Below are 15027 nucleotides of genomic sequence, written 5' to 3' on the forward strand. Positions count from 1 at the left end.
ACACTTGCTCGGTCCGGTGCAGGACTTTACGCTCGGAGACGTGCCACATGTTTCTCTTGGCGGAACACTGGGGCCGGGCGTGACGGTCGGCGGCAGCGCGGCGGCGTGCCGCCGGTGCCCGAGGGGCGGAAAGGGATGAGGACGGTATGACGTCGAGTGGAAAGTTGATCGGCGCTTCGGCCCCGTTCGGGGTGGATGTCCTGTCCAGCTACCGGATGGCGGACGAGCGCTACATCGGCCGCGTGATCTATCTGACCTTCACCACGCCGGTGGACCTCGGCCGCTGGCTGCCGGCGCCGCTCAGGCCCGTCGACCCGCACTCGGCGTTCCTGAAGCTCTACCACCTCACGCGCAATCCGGTCGGCGAGCCGGCGCGCGACATCGGCTACAACGCCTACCACGAGGTCTGCGTGACCGTGGCGGTGACGATCCCCGGCGACCCCGCCGAGCGGCACTTCAATCTCGGCATGTGGCTCGACCGGGACTGGGCGGTCTACAAGGCGCGCGAGGTGCTCGGCTGGCCGAAGAAGATGGCCGACATCGACATCGTCTGGCCGATCGTTCCCGATCCCGGCGTGCGCCACGCCCCGGTCGGGACGCGCAAGACCTTCGGCGCCCGCATCAGCCGCTACGGCCAGTCCATCATCGAGGTCGAGGGGACGCTGAGCGACGACATCGCACCGTCGCGGATCCCGCCCTTCGACGGGTTCTACTCCGTCCGCCATCTCGTCGCGCCGGACGGCGACCCGCGCCACCGCATCCGCCAGCTCCTCAGGATCGAGCCGCACAGCGGGTGGGCGTCCGAGCCGATGTTCGCCGAGGCGAAGCTGTCGTTCGGGTCCTGCGGGGACGAACGGCTCGACGCCTTCGGCGAGGTCACTGTGACGGGCTGCTCCATCCGCGAGACCGGGTGGGTCCTGCCGGCCTATCCGGCGACCGTCCTCGACGAGGATCTCGACTTCGAGCCCGAGGTCGGCTGAGCCGGCGGCGCGCCCTCACGCGGTGTGGGTGACCTTGGCGAGGTGCGGCGGCGCCTCCGGGTCGCGACCGCGCGCGAGGGCGACCGCGTGGACGAGCCGGTAGAAGGCCGGCATCGCGGCGAGGGCGTCGATCGCCGCCGCGCCGGTGCGCGGCATCGGCAGCGTGCGGCCGGGCAGCAGCGCGGGGGAGAAGGTGGCGAGGTTGGCGCCCGCTTCCGCCAGCCGCTCCAGCGCCGCCCGGCCCAGCGACAGCGCGTCGTCCTCCGGGACGAAGCCGAGCACGGGGAAACCGGGGCGCACGAGGCCGAGCGGGCCGTGCATGACCTCCGCCAGCGAGAACGCCTCGGCGTGGAGCGCCGCGAGCTCCTTGAACTTCAACGCTGCCTCGGCGGCGAGGCCGAGCGCCGGGCCGCGGCCGACGCAGAAGAGGCTCGTCGTCGACGCAAGGGCGGCGACGAGAGCGGGGTCCGGCAGGGCCTGCGATCCGTCGAGCGCCTCGGGCAGCGCGGCGAGGGCAGCCTCGAGGGACGCGTCGGCGGCGATCGCGGCGGCAACGGCGGCGAGGGCCGCGGCTGAGGCGATGAACGTCTTCGTCGCGGCGATGCTGCGCTCCGGTCCGGCGCAGATGTCGACGACGATGTCCGCGCCGGCCGCGACCGGGCTGCCGGGCGTATTGACCACCGCCAGGGTGAGCGCGCCGCCCGCCTTCGCCGCATCCTGGAGCGCGACGAGGTCCGGGCTCTGGCCGGACTGCGAGACCGTGACATGGAGCGCGTCCGAAAGGCGCAGGGGGCGCGCGTAGACCGAGGCGATGGACGGGCCGATCGAGGCGACCGGGATCCCGGCGCCGAGCTCCACCAGGTACTTGAAGACGCTCGCGGCATGGTCGGAGGAGCCGCGCGCCGCGGTGGTGATCACCGGCGGCGGACGGGCGGCGACGCGGCGGGCGAGGTCGGCGAGCGCGCCCTCGGCGCGGGGGAGCATCGTGGCGACGGCGCCGGCGGCCTGACCGGCTTCGGCCAGCATTCCGGCAGGGGGCGGGCCTGGAGGGGGCGGGGACGCCAAGGGAACCTCGCTTTCGCCTCAATTGGCAAATTTTCTGACGAATAGCGCGATGATTGCGCCATCGGGCCGTGAGGTAGCGCTCAAATATCCTTGACACAAGTCGAAGTCGTCCATTTAGTTCCATTGCAGAACTAAATGGGAGGGGCCCTTGCCGCCCTTGGACCTCGGTCGGATCACGGTTCATCCCCTGATCGACGCCGTGCCGGATCCGGTGGCGGTGACCTGGTCCTTTCCGGCCGTCGACGCGGCCGAGTGGGCGTCGGTGACCCTGCCGGGGCTCGACCCCGCGGGCCGCTTCCAGCCGAGCCTCGGCGCCTTCCTGGTGACGATCGGCGCGACGCGCGTCCTGTGCGACGCCGGCATCGGTCGGGGCCCGAACGCCTACCTCGGCGGGCTCGAGGGCCGGCTGCCGCCGCTGCTGGCGGCGGCGGGCCTGACGACGGACGACGTCGACGCGGTCGTCTTCACCCACCTCCACATGGACCACGTCGGCTGGGCGAGCGACGGCGGCGCGCCGGTGTTCGGCCGTGCCAGGTACTTCGTGCCCGCGGCGGACGCGGCCTTCTTCGCCGCCGGCGCGCCGGGGATGGGAGCCCACCACGCCGAGGCCTTCGAGGCCTCGATCCGGCCCCTGATCGCGGCAGGGCGCGTCACGCCGCTCGCCGGCGGGGCGGAGATCCTGCCGGGCGTCAGCTACCGCGCGACGCCGGGGCACACGCCCGGCCACCAGGCGATCCTCTTCACGGCGGACGGGCGGACGCTCGCGGTGTGCGGCGACGTCTTCCACGCACCGGCGCAGGTGGAGCGGCCGGACTGGTCCCACCGCGCCGACCACGACGCGGCCCGCGCCCGCATCTCCCGCCGCGCCTTCATCGACGCGGCGGCGCGGGAGGGCTGGATCCTGGCCGCGGGCCACTTCCGCGACGGCCTCCAGTTCGGCCGCATCGCGGCGGGGCCGGACCGCGCGCTGTGGCGGCCGCTCGCCACGGACGGTCACGACGGAGGGCCCGCCGCACGGGCCGCAGACCTTACCACTGGAGGGTAGTGATGACGTTGAAAACGGCGATCGCATCGGCCGCGCTGGGCGCGGCGCTTCTGTCCACCCCTGCGGTGGCGGTCGAGATCGAGTACTGGCAGTACTACTTCGAGGGGCGCGTCCAGGCGATCGACCAGCTGATCGAGGCGTTCGAGGCCGAGAACCCCGACATCACCGTCAAGCACACGCACTTTCCCTACGCGCAGTACCGCACCAAGATCGCCGCGGCGGTGATGGCGGGGCAGGGGCCGGACGTCGTCCAGCTCTACTACGGCTGGCTGCCGGACTTCCTGAAGGCGGGCCTCCTCGAGCCGCTGCCGGCCGAGACCTTCGACCCCGCGACGATCGACGCGGAGTACTTCCCCATCGTCAAGCGCATGAAGGTCGACGGGCAGTATTACGGCCTGCCGACCGCGGTGCGCTCGCTGGCGATGTTCTACAACAAGGACCTCTTCACGAAGGCCGGGCTCGACCCGGAGAGCCCGCCCGCCACGTACGAGGAGCTGGTCACCGCGGCCAAGGCCATCGCCGAGCACGACGGCAGCGGCAACCTCCTCGTCGCCGGCATCACCGCGACGCCGGTCGCCCAGGACGCGCACTGGTGGCGCGAGGTGCTGATCCGCCAGCACGGCGGCGCACCGTACTCCGACGACGGCCGAACCGTCACCTACGACACGCCAGAGGGCGCGGCCGCGCTGCACGACTACACCGACATGTTCATGGTCCACGACGCCACCGAATACGGCTTCATGAACGAGTCGCAGGCGTCCTTCGCGGCGCAGCGCGCCGGCATCCTCATCGACGGCTCGTTCCGCATCGGCGCCGTCCAGGCGATGGAGGGGCTGAACTGGGGCGTCGCGCCGCTCCCCACGCAGAACGGCGTCTCGTCCAACTACGCCTCCTACTGGGTGAACGGGATCACGCGCGGCACCGAGGGCGAAGAGCTCGAGGCGTCGCTGAAGTTCCTGGAGTTCATCACCCGCCCCGAGGCGATGCAGCTCTGGCTCGAGGTGGTGGGCGAGCTTCCCGCCCGCCCGTCGGTCGCGCTGACCGAGGAGAACCTCGCCGACCCGGTCTACGGCCCGTTCCTCGCCGGCCTCGACGGCGCGCAGACGACCGAGTTCGTCAACGAATCGGCGCAGCGGCAGATCTGGCTCGACATGATCGACCGGATCAACATCGGCGGCGTCTCGGTGGAGGACTCGCTCGCCGAGGCCGCGACGGCCGAGCAGAAGCTCCTCGACGAGTTCTACGCCGAGTAGGCCGCACCCGCGGCGGCCCGGCGGCACCGTCGCCGGGCCACGGAGGCGAGGAGGCCCCATGCGCGCCATCGACAGTCTGACGATCCACCAGAAGCAGGCGCTCTGGGCGTGGGTGTTCCTCGCCGTGCCGATCGTCTTCTTCGTGGTGGTCCGCTTCTACCCGACGCTCGATTCCGCCTGGATCTCGCTCACCAACTGGAGCCTGTTCCGCGAGCCGAAGTTCATCGGATTCGCCAACTATCGGAAGATGTTCGCCGATCCCGTCTTCTGGAAGGTGTTCGCCAACACGTTCAAGTACCTCGCGCTGGGGCTCCCGATCAGCCTGCTGATCTCCTTCACCGTCGCCTACTTCCTCGACCGCGTGCGGGTGATGCACGGGCTGATCCGCGGGCTCTACTTCGTGCCCTACCTCACCACGGCGGTGGCGATGGCGTGGGTCTGGCGCTGGTTCTACGAGCCGGTGCCGATCGGCCTCTTCAACGACGTCCTGTCGAGCCTCGGTCTGCCGCAGCAGCCGTTCCTGCGCTCGGTCGACCAGGCGCTGCCGTCGGTGCTCGCGCCGGCGATCTGGGCCGGCCTCGGCTTCCAGGTCATCATCTTCCTCGCCGGCCTGCGCGCCATTCCGGAGACCTACTACGAGGCCGCGCGCATCGACGGCGTCGGGAGCTGGACGATCCTGCGGGAGATCACGCTGCCGCTGCTGCGGCCGACGCTCCTCTTCCTGATCGTCATCTCCTCCATCGGCTTCCTGAGGATCTTCGACCAGGTCTACAACATGACCGTCGACGGCCAGGGCGGGCCGCTCAACGCGACACGGCCCCTCGTCCTCAACATCTACAACTCCGCCTTCGTCGACTACGACATGGGCTACGCGACGGCGCAGACGATGGTGCTCTTCCTGGTGCTCCTCGTGATCACCGTAGTGCAGCTCCGGCTGCTGCGGTCGTCATGAGCGCCGCCATGAGCCAGGCGCTGCACCGCCCCCGCATCCGGCCCGGCAGGATCGTCGTTTGGACGCTCCTGATGCTCGGCGGGATCGTCATGATCATGCCGTTCGCCTACATGATCTCGACGTCGCTGAAGACGCCGGAGCAGGTCTACGACCTCCGCCTCATCCCGGTTCGTCCGACGCTGAAGAACTACGCGGCGCTGCTGGCGGACGCGCGCTTCCTCGACTGGTTCGTCAACTCGCTGGTGACGTCGACGCTGGTCACGGTGTCGGTGCTCTTCTTCGACAGTCTGGTGGGCTACACGCTCGCCAAGTACCGCTTCCGCGGGCGCGGCGTCGTCTTCATCGCGATCCTGTCGACCCTGATGATCCCGACCGAGATGCTCGTCATCCCCTGGTACCTGATGAGCGCCAGCCTCGGCTGGCTCGACACCTACTGGGGGATCATGTTCCCGGGCCTCATCACCGGATTCGGCGTCTTCATGATGCGCCAGTTCTTCATGACGGTGCCGGACGAGCTGATCGACGCGGCGCGCATCGACGGGCTGTCGGAATTCCGCATCTGGTGGGAGATCGCGATGCCGCTGGTGACGCCGGCCCTTTCGGCGCTGGCGATCTTCACCTTCCTCGGCAACTGGACGGCGTTCCTTTGGCCGCTCATCGCGACGTCGGAGTCGACGCTCTTCACGGTGCCGGTGGGCCTGTCGTCCTTCGCCAGCGAGAACCTGACGCGATGGGAGATGGTGATGACGGGCGCCGCCGTGTCGACCATCCCGACGCTGATCGTCTTCATCCTCTTCCAGAAGTACATCATCCGCGGCGTCGTCCTCTCCGGACTCAAAGGCTGACATGACCGATCGTCCGACCTCGACCGACACGACAACCTTCCCGGATCCGGTCTACGCGCGGACCGTGCTGGCGCCGCTCTACGGGCACGCCAAGACGGTGTTCGCGGAGCCGCTGATGCGCATCAACCGGGCGCACTGCGTGATGCTGGCGGAGACGGGGATCCTCGCCGGGGACGAGGCACGGCAGATCGCGTCAGCGCTCGCCGCGATCGAGGCGTCCGACATCCTCGCCCCCTCGCCCTACACCGGCGCGCACGAGGACCTCTTCTTCGAGGTGGAGGGCGCGCTGAAGGCCCGCGTCGGCAACGAGCTGGGCGGCAAGCTCCACACCGGGCGGAGCCGCAACGACCTCGACCACGCGATCTTCCGCCTGCGCCTCAAGGCGGTCATCGACGCCATGCTCGACGTCGCGCGCACCACGGCGTGGACGATGCTGGACGCGGCGCGGGCCAACAAGGGCGAGATCATCGTCGCCTACACGCACGGCCAGCCGGCCCAGCCGACCACGTACGGCCACTACCTCGCCGGCGCGCTGGAGACGCTGCTCGCCGATATCGGCAGGCTCGACGCGGCGCGGGCGCTGGTCGACCGCTCGCCGATGGGCGCGGCGGCGATCACCACGACAGGCTTTCCCGTCGACCGGGCGCGGATGGCCGGGCTGTTGGGCTTTGCCGAACCGACGCTCAACTCCTACGCCTCGATCGCCGGCGTCGACTACGTGACGGCGCCCTATTCGGCGCTGGCGCTGATGATGCTGCACCTCGGGCGCGTGGTGCAGGACCTCCAGTTCTGGACGAGCTTCGAGGTCGGCCAGCTCTACGTCGCCAACAGCCTCGTGCAGATCTCATCGATCATGCCGCAGAAGCGCAATCCGGTGCCCATCGAGCATATGCGCCACCTCGCCTCGACGGCGCTCGGCCAGGCCGAGACCGTGGTGCGCACGATGCACAACACGCCGTTCACCGACATGAACGACAGCGAGGCGGAGGTGCAGGTGACGGGCCTCGCGGCGTTCGCGACGGCCGGGCGCGTCCTCGACCTGCTCGCGGCGGTGCTCGGCGGGGCGCGGGTCGAGCCGGAGAACGTGCGGCGAAACATCGACCGCTCCTGCATCACCATCACCGAGCTTGCGGACACGCTGGTGCGCGACGAGGGCCTGTCCTTCCGCGAGGGGCACGAGATCGCGTCGGCCGTCGCGACGGCGGTGGTCGCCGGAAAGGGCGTGCTGAGCGACGCGTACCCAGCCTTCGCGGCCGCGTTCGAGCGGCTCGCGGGGCGGCCGAGCCGGCTCGACGAGGACGCCTTCCGCGCCGCCGTCGGTCCGGAGCACTTCGTCGCCGTGCGCGAGCGGCACGGCGGGCCGGGGCCGGCCGCGATGGCCGCCGCGCTGGAGACCTATCGTGCCCGCCTCGGCGCGCTGGAGGAGGCGGCGGTCCACCACGCCGAGCGGGAGGCCGTCGCCGCGGCGGCGCTGTCGGAGGCGTTCGGCGCGCTCAGCGGGGCGGGGGGCTGATCCGTGGCGGACGTTTCCATCCGAAAGCTCGTCAAGCGCTACGGACAGGTCGAGGTGCTGCACGGCATCGACCTCGAGATCGCGCACGGGGAGTTCATCGTCCTCGTCGGGCCGTCGGGCTGCGGCAAGTCGACGACCCTGCGCATGCTCGCCGGCCTCGAGGAGGTGTCGGGCGGCGAGATCGCCATCGGCGGGCGCGTCGTCAACAACGTGGAGCCGAAGGCGCGCAACATCGCGATGGTGTTCCAGAACTATGCGATCTACCCGCACTTCACCGTCTACAGGAACATCGGCTTCGGCCTGCGGACGGCGAAGCTCGACAAGCGCGAGAAGGACAAGCGGATCCGCGAGGCGGCCGCGATCCTCGACCTGACGCCGCTCCTGGAGCGCAAGCCCTCGCAGCTCTCCGGCGGGCAGCGCCAGCGCGTGGCGATCGGCCGTGCGATGGTGCGCGACCCCGCCGTCTTCCTGTTCGACGAGCCGCTCTCCAACCTAGACGCCCAGCTCCGCGCCCAGATGCGCCTCGAGGTGAAGCGCCTTCACCAGCGGCTCGGGTCGACGATCGTCTTCGTCACCCACGACCAGGTGGAGGCGATGACGCTCGCCGACCGGATCGCCATCATGCGTGACGGGCACATCGAGCAGCTCGGCACCCCGGACGACCTCTACGAGCGGCCGGTGAACACGTTCGTGGCGCAGTTCGTCGGCAGCCCGTCGATGAACCTCGTGCCGGGCGCGCTCGGCGCGGACGGGCGCGTGACGCTCGACGGGCTGTCCGGTTTCACCGCCGCCTGGGCCGGCGGCGGGGCGGCCGGGCCGGTCACGGTGGGGCTGAGGCCGGACGAGCTTCGCGTCGGACCCGCCGGCGAGGGCGACGGCGCGATCACCGGCGAGGTCGAGATCGTCGAGCGGCTGGGGCACGACGCTCTTGTCTATCTGAAGGCGGGCGGGCAGGCGCTGGTCGCCAAGGCGGAGGCGGCGAACGGCCTTGCGCCCGGCGGTCCGGTAACGGTCGCCGCATCGCCCCGCGCCCTGCACCTTTTCGACCGCGAGAGCGGCCTCGCGCTGCCGCGGCACTGATCCGGGCATCCGTCCGGACCGGCGCCGCGCGCGACGCACACAAGATTGGCTGTTGGAATGAACGAGCACCTACTTCGCTTTCCGGCGCACTCGCACAGCCGTCGCAGCTCCCTGCGAACGGTTCTGCGGGAGGTGGTGCGGGCCGGCGCGATCTCGCGCGCGGAGCTGTCGCGCCGCACGGGACTGTCGAAGCAGACGATGTCCGACATCGTGCGCGACCTGCTGGAGGAGGACTGGCTGCGCGCGGTGGGCCAGCAGCGCGGCGCCGTCGGCCGCAGCGCCACCAACTACGAACTCAACCCGTCGCGCTGCCACGTGTGGGGCGGCGACCTCGGCGGCACGAGCCTCCGCGTCTGCATTGCCGACCTCACCGGCAGGACGGTCGCCGAGGCGCGCGAGCCCACCGAACCGGCCGGCGGCGAGGCGGTGGTGAACCAGATCGTCGCGCTGGTCGGGCGTCTGGCGGCGAGCCGCGGCCTGCCGCTGGAGCGGATCGCCTGCGGCGCGATCGGCGTACCCGGCGCCTACGACCGGCAGAGCCGCCGTCTCAGCCTCGTGACCAACGTCGCCGGGCTCGACCGGATGGACCTCGAGGCGGTGCTGGGCGCGCGGCTCGGCATGACGGTCTTCGCCGAGAACGACGTGACGCTGGCGGCCAACGGCGAATTGAGCCGGGGGAGCCCCTGGTCGACCGGCACCTTCGCCTTCCTGGCGATGGGGACCGGCGTCGGCCTCGGCCTCGTCTCGGAGGGGCAGATCGTGCGCGGCGCCCGCGGTGCGGCGGGCGAGATCGCGTGGCTCCCGCTGGGCGGGGACCCGTTCGACAGCCGCAACTTTCACGCCGGCACGCTGGAGCGGGCGATCTCCAGCGTTGCCATCCTCGAGCGCTACCGGGCGTACGGCGGCCCGAAGGACGCGTCGATGATCGCCCTCTTCGATGCCTACAACGCCGGCGCGCCTGCCGCCGCGCGGGTGCTCGACGAGGTGGCGCGCACGCTGGCAGTGGTGATCGTCGCGATCCGGGCGCTGCTCGACCCGGAGGCGGTGGTGTTCGGCGGCAGCATCGGCGTGCGGCCGGAGCTTCTGGCGCTGGTGCGCGCCCAGCTCGCGCGGTGCATGCCCGACCCCGTGCCGGTGGAGGCGAGCCGTCTCGGCGGCAAGGCGGCCGAGGTGGGCGCCGTCGCCATGGCGATCAGCCACGTGCACGACCTCCTCCTCAGCGACCTCCCGGCGACGCCCGAGGCGTTCGACCCCGCCGGCGCCCGGGACTGACGCGCCGCGGCCTGACGCCCGCTCAGCTCCGCTTCATCTCGACGAGGAAGGAGTCGGATTCGCGGCCGAGGTTGTCGTTCGCCTCGCTGAGCTCGGACGTCGCCGTCGACAGGAGCTGGGCGGCGGTGAGGTTGCCCTTGGAAAGGTCCTCCACGTTGCGCAGCGTGTCCGACGCGGTCGAGACGCCGCTCGCCGCGTACTGGGCGTTGACGGTGATCTCGTGCGTGGCGGCCTGCTGCTCCTCCACCGCGGCGGCGACCCCGCTGAAGGTCTCGCGCATCGACTCGATGGTCTGCGACACCTCCGTGATGCCGCCGACCACGGTCTCGACCTGCTTCTGGATCGCGTCGATCTGCTGGGTGACCTCCTGCGTCGCCTCGGCGGTCTGGGTGGCGAGGTCCTTCACCTCATGCGCCACGACCGCGAAGCCCTTGCCGGCCTCCCCGGCGCTCGCGGCCTCGATGGTCGCGTTGAGGGCGAGGAGGTTGGTCTTCCCGGCGATGTCGGAGATCGTCTCCACCACCTTGCTGATCCGCCCGCTGACGGCGAGGAGCTCGTTGGCCTGCGCAGCCACAGACTGCGTGTCGTGCGACGCCCGCCGGATCCGCTCGGACGAGCTCGAGATCCGCTGCGTGATCTCGGTGATGGAAGACGACAGCTCCTCCGCGGCGGACGCGACCATCTGGACGCTGGCGGCCGCCTGGCCGACGGCGCCGACGCCGGCCGTCAGCTCGCCCTGCGTGGTGCGCACGCTGCCGACGATCCCGTCGACCTGATGGCGCATGCCGGTGAAGGTCGCCGCCATCTGGTCCATTGTCGCCTTCACCGTCGTCTCGAAGACGCGGGTGCTGCGGACCTTCTGGCTGACGATCTCCCACGACAGCAGCGTGCCAGAGTAGCGGCCCGCCCGGTCGCGCACCTCCGAGCAGGTGAGGTGCAGGTGCTCCTCCCCGGCGAGGTTGATCGTCGTTGAATAGGGAAGCATGGACGGGTTCGCGAGGATCGCCCGCTGATGCGCCGGGTTCTTGTGGAAGCGGTCGATCGAGGCGCCCTCCATTTCGTCCACCCGGATCGGCAGTAGGTGCTCGATGAGGCCGAGCTGCTTGCGCGTCGCCTTGTTCATGTAGGTGATGCGGAAATCGTCGTTGGGGTCCGCCACCATGACGGGCATCGGCACCTGATCGATCATCTGCGCCCGGCTGAAGGCGTCCTCGGTGGTGGTGCGCATCTTGGCGAGGGCGGTCCACATCTGGCCGAACTCGTCCCGGCTGTTGTCCGGCCGGACGGCGAAGTCGGTGTCCCCGTCGGCGAGGCGGTTCATCACGCCGGTCAGGGCGCGGATCGGCCGTCCGACGGTAATCACGATGGCAAACCCGGCGGCGACGGCGACGAGGACGGCGACGATCGACAGCAGGAACGTCGTCGACTGCGTCGAGGCGACGGCGGACGGGGCTTCGGCGTCGAGGGTGCGCTGCGCCGCCTCCTGCGCCTCGGCGAGGTGCTGGACGTCGGCGAGGATCCGGGTCTCCAGCGGGATGATCTCGTCCCGGAGGAGCGCGTTGCGGCGCACGATGACGGTCTCGATGGCGTCGAAGGTCTCGCGGTAGGCACCGAGGGCGGAGAGGACGCTCTCGGTCTGGCGGATCCGCTGCGGGTTGGTGTTGCGGTAGCGCTCGATGCCTGTCGTCGCCTCGCCGAACTCCCGGCGCGCGGCGGCGGCGGGCTCCGGCTTGAAGTCGACGAGGAACCGCAGCGCCTCCACCTCGCCGAGGAGGGCGTGTTCCTCGAAGGTGGCGACCTCGCGCTCGGCATCGCCGTCCGCGCCGGTGAAGACCGAGCGGATCAGCCCCTCCAGCGCGACCTTGAGCGCCTGCCCTTCGCTTTCGAGTTCGGCGAAGAGGTCGTCATAGCGCCGCTGCTCGGCCGCGAGACGATCGAAGAGCGCGGCATAGGTGTCCGCGCGCCCGAGGATGTCGCGCACGGCCGGGAGGACGGCGGGGTCCCCCTCGAACAGGGCCTCGGCGCGCGCGGCCGTGGCGTCGTCGCTGATGGCGTTGACGGTGACGGCGGCGTCCGCGGCCGAGACCTCACCGTTCCGGCCGACGAAGTTGGCGACGGCAAGGTTCGCGCGCATCACCCGCGTGCGCAGCCCCGACAGGAAGATGTCGGCGTGGGCGCTCCGGCGGTAGTGGGAGAACATCCCGTCGATCTCGCCGACGCCGCGGTGCCCGAAGCCCCAGACGGCGAGCAGCAGGGCGAGAACGACAGACACCGAGGCGATCAGCTTCAGCGACAGCGCGATGTTGTTGAGCGCATTGGGTGCGCGTCCCAGGATCTTGCTCACTCTTCCGGACCTCTCCCACGCGTGGTGGCGGGAAGCCTACCGGCGGCAGCTTGCGCAACCCTGCGGACGGCGCCCGCCCGTGCCGGGGCCCCGCGACGGGCGGAGCGTTCCGGACCGGCCCGGGGTCAGCCGCGACGCAGGAGGAGCGTGGCGCTGGTGCGGAGCTGGTCGGGATGGCCGGCGGTGTCGAGGAGGACGTAGGCGGAGTGGCCCTGCTCGAACATGGCGACGGCGTTGTCGGCGTATTCGAACGCCGTCAGAGGGTCCAGGGTGTCGTCCGCGGCGCGGGCGGTCGAGAACAGGAGCACGCGGCCGAGCTCGGGCACGTCGAACGCGATGGCGACGGCGGGCCGGTCCGGCGCGGCCACGACCTGGACGTCGCGCACGATCCATCCGGCCGGGATCTGCGGCACCTCGACGCCGAGGGCGGCGCCGATCTCCTCGACGTCGAGGACGGCGCTCTCCGCCTGGGACAGCATCGCGTGGCGCCGGTCGAGCGCGGCCTGCGCGTCGAGGGCCGCCTCGACGACCGGCGGCACGCCCGGCGGCGCCGCGGTCCGGAGGAGGCCGTGGCCGAGCCATCCGGCGCCGAACAGCATGGCGCCCAGGAGGACGGGTGCGAGGCGCCTGATGCGGCGGCGGCGGCGGAACGAGCCTTCCAGGCGGCGCGCCTCGGCGACGAGAGCCTGCGGGGTCGGCGCCTGCCCGGCGTCGAGGGCGAGCCGCAGGGCCTCGGCGTGGCGTGCGTCCACCAGGACGTCGGCGGCCCGGTCGGGGTGCGCGGCGAAGTAGTCGGCCATGGCGAAGACGGCCTCGGCGTCCGTCCCCGCGGAACTCCGGCCGCCGGGCTCCGGCGGTCCAGGCTCAGTCATGGCGCCCGCCGACGATCCTGAGCGCCCGGGGCGGTGCCGGCCGGGCACCGTCCTCGAAGGTGCGCAGCGCGGCGCGGGCACGGCCGACGCGGGACATCACGGTTCCGGCCGGAAGGTCGAGCACGGCGGCGGCTGCGGCAATGTCGAGCCCCTCGACGGCGACGAGGTGGAGCGCCTCGCGCTGCTCGCCCGACAGCGACAGGAAGGCGGTCATGAGTTGTGACAGCCGGGCGGCGGCCTCGCCGGCCGGCGCGACGGGCCGCTGGTGAAGCTCCGCCCAGGCCTGCTCGCGGGCCTCGGCGGCGAGTGTGCTGCGCCGCTCGTCGACGAAGAGGTTGTGCATGATCGACATCAGCCATACGCGCACGTCGCCGCCCTCCCGGAACGACGACCGGCGCTCGTGCGCGCGCAGCAGCGTCGCCTGGACGAGATCGTCCGCGCCCTCCGGATCGCGGGTCAGGACGCGCGCGTAGCGGCGCAGCGCGTCGAGCTGACCGACGATGTCGATGTCCTCTGCGCTCATCTCGTCTCCGGCTCGGGCTCCCCGTTGCTGGCGCGCCCCGCTTAGGCCTCGGGCTCGGCGGCGGGCTTCGCCGCGGCGCCGTCCTGGCCCTCCTGCGTGCCGAGGTAGCGCATGTTCGCCTCCCGGATCCTGGCCGCCTGATCGTCGTAGAGGAAGGGCAGGAACGCATAGCGGCGGCCCCGCCTCACCCGGCTCACCTTGTGCAGCAGCGAGCAGGAGAAGACCACCGCGCCGCCCGGCGGAGCCTTGAATGACCGTGGGCCGTACTCGGGGAAGTTCACCTCGCCGCCGTCGAAGTCGTCGTTGAGGTTGACCGACACGGCGAAGCGGCGGTGCGCCGTCCCCTTCGTGGTGTTGTCGCGATGGGCGGAGAAGTGGCCCCCGTCCTCGGCCGCATAGCAGGAGACGATGTAGCGCTCCATCCGCGTCGCCTTGAACTGGTGCACCTTGGCGATCTCCGGGATGACGCGGCGCAGGAAGCGCCCCTGGAGCTGGCCGATCAGGGCGCGGTCGGCGATGTTGTAGTCCTTGCGGCGCTTGAAGCTCGCGTCGGTGACGCCGACGGTGCGGCCGTCGACCTCGCGCATGAAGCCGCTCTCCTCGCCGCCCTGCTCCTCGTAGAGGCCGATCAGGTGACGGCAGAGCTCGGGCTCGAACACGCGCGGCAGGAAGATGATGGGCGCCTGCAGGTCGATGCCGGCGAACCGCTCCGGCGGCGGCAGGTCGTCGAGGACGGCCATCACCTCGGCGATGTCGCCCCGGTCGGCGCGGAACGGGACGGCGGCGATCACCCGCATGGTCGGGTCGATCACGAACCAGTGGCGGGCGAGGGCGATGGGGCCGCTGCCGGGCGCGGCGTCCTTCGGCACGACCCCGTAGAGGCGGGAGGCGACGAGGTCGAAGTCCCAGAAGTGGCGGTAGCCGGGCATGCGGTTGGCGACGCGCCCCTCCGCCTCGTCCCTCGGATCGACGCTGACGCCGAAGAAGCATGCGCGGGCGTCGTCGAAGTGGTCCGTCCTGGCGTAGGCGGCCTGCAGCGCCGCGTCGGTGTGGGCGTCGGAGGCGCTGCCGTAGAAGCAGAGCACAAGGTAGCGGCCGGCGGCGGAGTCGAAGGCGTAGCGGGGATTGGCGACGCTGCGCTGGATGAACCCCGGGGCGGGGTCGCCGGGCAGCAGTCGCACGGGCTCGCTCGCGGCGGGATCGGGTGAGGACATGTCGGTCGGCTCCGCTATCGTTCGTCATGTTTACGGAGCCATCGGCGGGTGTCATCCCCGTGGCGGACG

Annotated in this window: 13 protein-coding genes; 8 read left to right on the forward strand and 5 right to left on the reverse strand. The window is 71.2% G+C overall.

From position 1 onward, the window contains the following. Positions 1 to 146 precede the first annotated feature (146 nt). A complete protein-coding gene (locus tag DLJ53_RS29385) occupies positions 147 to 980 on the forward strand; it encodes an acetoacetate decarboxylase family protein (protein WP_111351815.1) in 834 nt (277 codons plus the stop codon). 15 nt (positions 981 to 995) lie between these two features. Here DLJ53_RS29385 and DLJ53_RS29390 read toward each other — a convergent pair whose 3' ends face one another. After that, positions 996 to 2006 carry an SIS domain-containing protein gene (locus DLJ53_RS29390; RefSeq protein ID WP_111351817.1) on the reverse strand — a complete coding sequence of 337 codons (1011 nt, stop codon included), beginning with the start codon at positions 2004 to 2006 and terminating at the stop codon, positions 996 to 998. A gap of 187 nt (positions 2007 to 2193) precedes the next feature. Between DLJ53_RS29390 and DLJ53_RS29395 the strand changes: the two genes are divergently transcribed. The 7 genes from DLJ53_RS29395 to DLJ53_RS29425 are packed head-to-tail and all read left to right on the forward strand — an operon-like array spanning position 2194 to position 10005. After that, a complete protein-coding gene (locus DLJ53_RS29395) occupies positions 2194 to 3090 on the forward strand; it encodes an MBL fold metallo-hydrolase (RefSeq protein ID WP_111351819.1) in 897 nt (298 codons plus the stop codon). A gap of 2 nt (positions 3091 to 3092) precedes the next feature. Further along, a complete protein-coding gene (locus DLJ53_RS29400) occupies positions 3093 to 4343 on the forward strand; it encodes a sugar ABC transporter substrate-binding protein (RefSeq protein ID WP_111351821.1) in 1251 nt (416 codons plus the stop codon). A 58-nt stretch (positions 4344 to 4401) separates the two neighbouring features. After that, positions 4402 to 5295 carry a carbohydrate ABC transporter permease gene (locus DLJ53_RS29405; protein WP_111351823.1) on the forward strand — a complete coding sequence of 298 codons (894 nt, stop codon included), beginning with the start codon at positions 4402 to 4404 and terminating at the stop codon, positions 5293 to 5295. An 8-nt stretch (positions 5296 to 5303) separates the two neighbouring features. Then, the gene (locus DLJ53_RS29410) at positions 5304 to 6140 is read left to right on the forward strand and encodes a carbohydrate ABC transporter permease (RefSeq protein ID WP_111351825.1); all 837 of its coding nucleotides are present in this window, start codon (positions 5304 to 5306) and stop codon (positions 6138 to 6140) included. A 1-nt stretch (position 6141) separates the two neighbouring features. Continuing rightward, positions 6142 to 7653: an argininosuccinate lyase gene (locus DLJ53_RS29415; RefSeq protein ID WP_111351826.1), complete on the forward strand. Its 1512-nt coding sequence runs from the start codon at positions 6142 to 6144 to the stop codon at positions 7651 to 7653. A gap of 3 nt (positions 7654 to 7656) precedes the next feature. Next, a complete protein-coding gene (locus DLJ53_RS29420) occupies positions 7657 to 8733 on the forward strand; it encodes an ABC transporter ATP-binding protein (protein WP_111351828.1) in 1077 nt (358 codons plus the stop codon). A gap of 57 nt (positions 8734 to 8790) precedes the next feature. Continuing rightward, entirely contained in the window at positions 8791 to 10005 is a 1215-nt protein-coding gene (locus DLJ53_RS29425) for an ROK family transcriptional regulator (RefSeq protein ID WP_111351830.1), read from the forward strand. 22 nt (positions 10006 to 10027) lie between these two features. Here DLJ53_RS29425 and DLJ53_RS29430 read toward each other — a convergent pair whose 3' ends face one another. The 4 genes from DLJ53_RS29430 to DLJ53_RS29445 all read right to left on the reverse strand — a co-directional run bounded on the left by DLJ53_RS29430 (position 10028) and on the right by DLJ53_RS29445 (position 14958). After that, a complete protein-coding gene (locus DLJ53_RS29430; protein WP_111351832.1) occupies positions 10028 to 12349 on the reverse strand; it encodes a methyl-accepting chemotaxis protein in 2322 nt (773 codons plus the stop codon). A 125-nt stretch (positions 12350 to 12474) separates the two neighbouring features. Next, a complete protein-coding gene (locus DLJ53_RS35350) occupies positions 12475 to 13221 on the reverse strand; it encodes a hypothetical protein (protein ID WP_162409675.1) in 747 nt (248 codons plus the stop codon). Beyond that, positions 13214 to 13744 (reverse strand): sigma-70 family RNA polymerase sigma factor, encoded by a 531-nt coding sequence (locus DLJ53_RS29440; RefSeq protein WP_111351835.1) that lies wholly within the window; start codon positions 13742 to 13744, stop codon positions 13214 to 13216. Before DLJ53_RS29440 ends, DLJ53_RS35350 begins: the two co-directional genes overlap by 8 nt. Positions 13745 to 13785: 41 nt before the next feature. Further along, positions 13786 to 14958, reverse strand: a complete 1173-nt coding sequence (locus tag DLJ53_RS29445) for a 2OG-Fe(II) oxygenase (RefSeq protein WP_111351836.1) — start codon at positions 14956 to 14958, stop codon at positions 13786 to 13788. Positions 14959 to 15027 lie beyond the last annotated feature (69 nt).

It is taken from the genome of Acuticoccus sediminis (assembly GCF_003258595.1).
Taxonomy (GTDB): domain Bacteria; phylum Pseudomonadota; class Alphaproteobacteria; order Rhizobiales; family Amorphaceae; genus Acuticoccus; species Acuticoccus sediminis.

Bases quoted from the DNA above. Each gene is read 5' to 3' on its own strand.
- DLJ53_RS29385 (WP_111351815.1), top strand. From the start codon at position 147: ATGACGTCGAGTGGAAAGTTGATCGGCGCTTCGGCCCCGTTCGGGGTG.
- DLJ53_RS29390 (WP_111351817.1), bottom strand. From the start codon at position 2,006: ATGCTGGCCGAAGCCGGTCAGGCCGCCGGCGCCGTCGCCACGATGCTC.
- DLJ53_RS29400 (WP_111351821.1), top strand. From the start codon at position 3,093: ATGACGTTGAAAACGGCGATCGCATCGGCCGCGCTGGGCGCGGCGCTT.
- DLJ53_RS29405 (WP_111351823.1), top strand. From the start codon at position 4,402: ATGCGCGCCATCGACAGTCTGACGATCCACCAGAAGCAGGCGCTCTGG.
- DLJ53_RS29410 (WP_111351825.1), top strand. From the start codon at position 5,304: ATGAGCCAGGCGCTGCACCGCCCCCGCATCCGGCCCGGCAGGATCGTC.
- DLJ53_RS29415 (WP_111351826.1), top strand. From the start codon at position 6,142: ATGACCGATCGTCCGACCTCGACCGACACGACAACCTTCCCGGATCCG.
- DLJ53_RS29425 (WP_111351830.1), top strand. From the start codon at position 8,791: ATGAACGAGCACCTACTTCGCTTTCCGGCGCACTCGCACAGCCGTCGC.
- DLJ53_RS35350 (WP_162409675.1), bottom strand. From the start codon at position 13,221: ATGACTGAGCCTGGACCGCCGGAGCCCGGCGGCCGGAGTTCCGCGGGG.
- DLJ53_RS29440 (WP_111351835.1), bottom strand. From the start codon at position 13,744: ATGAGCGCAGAGGACATCGACATCGTCGGTCAGCTCGACGCGCTGCGC.
- DLJ53_RS29445 (WP_111351836.1), bottom strand. From the start codon at position 14,958: ATGTCCTCACCCGATCCCGCCGCGAGCGAGCCCGTGCGACTGCTGCCC.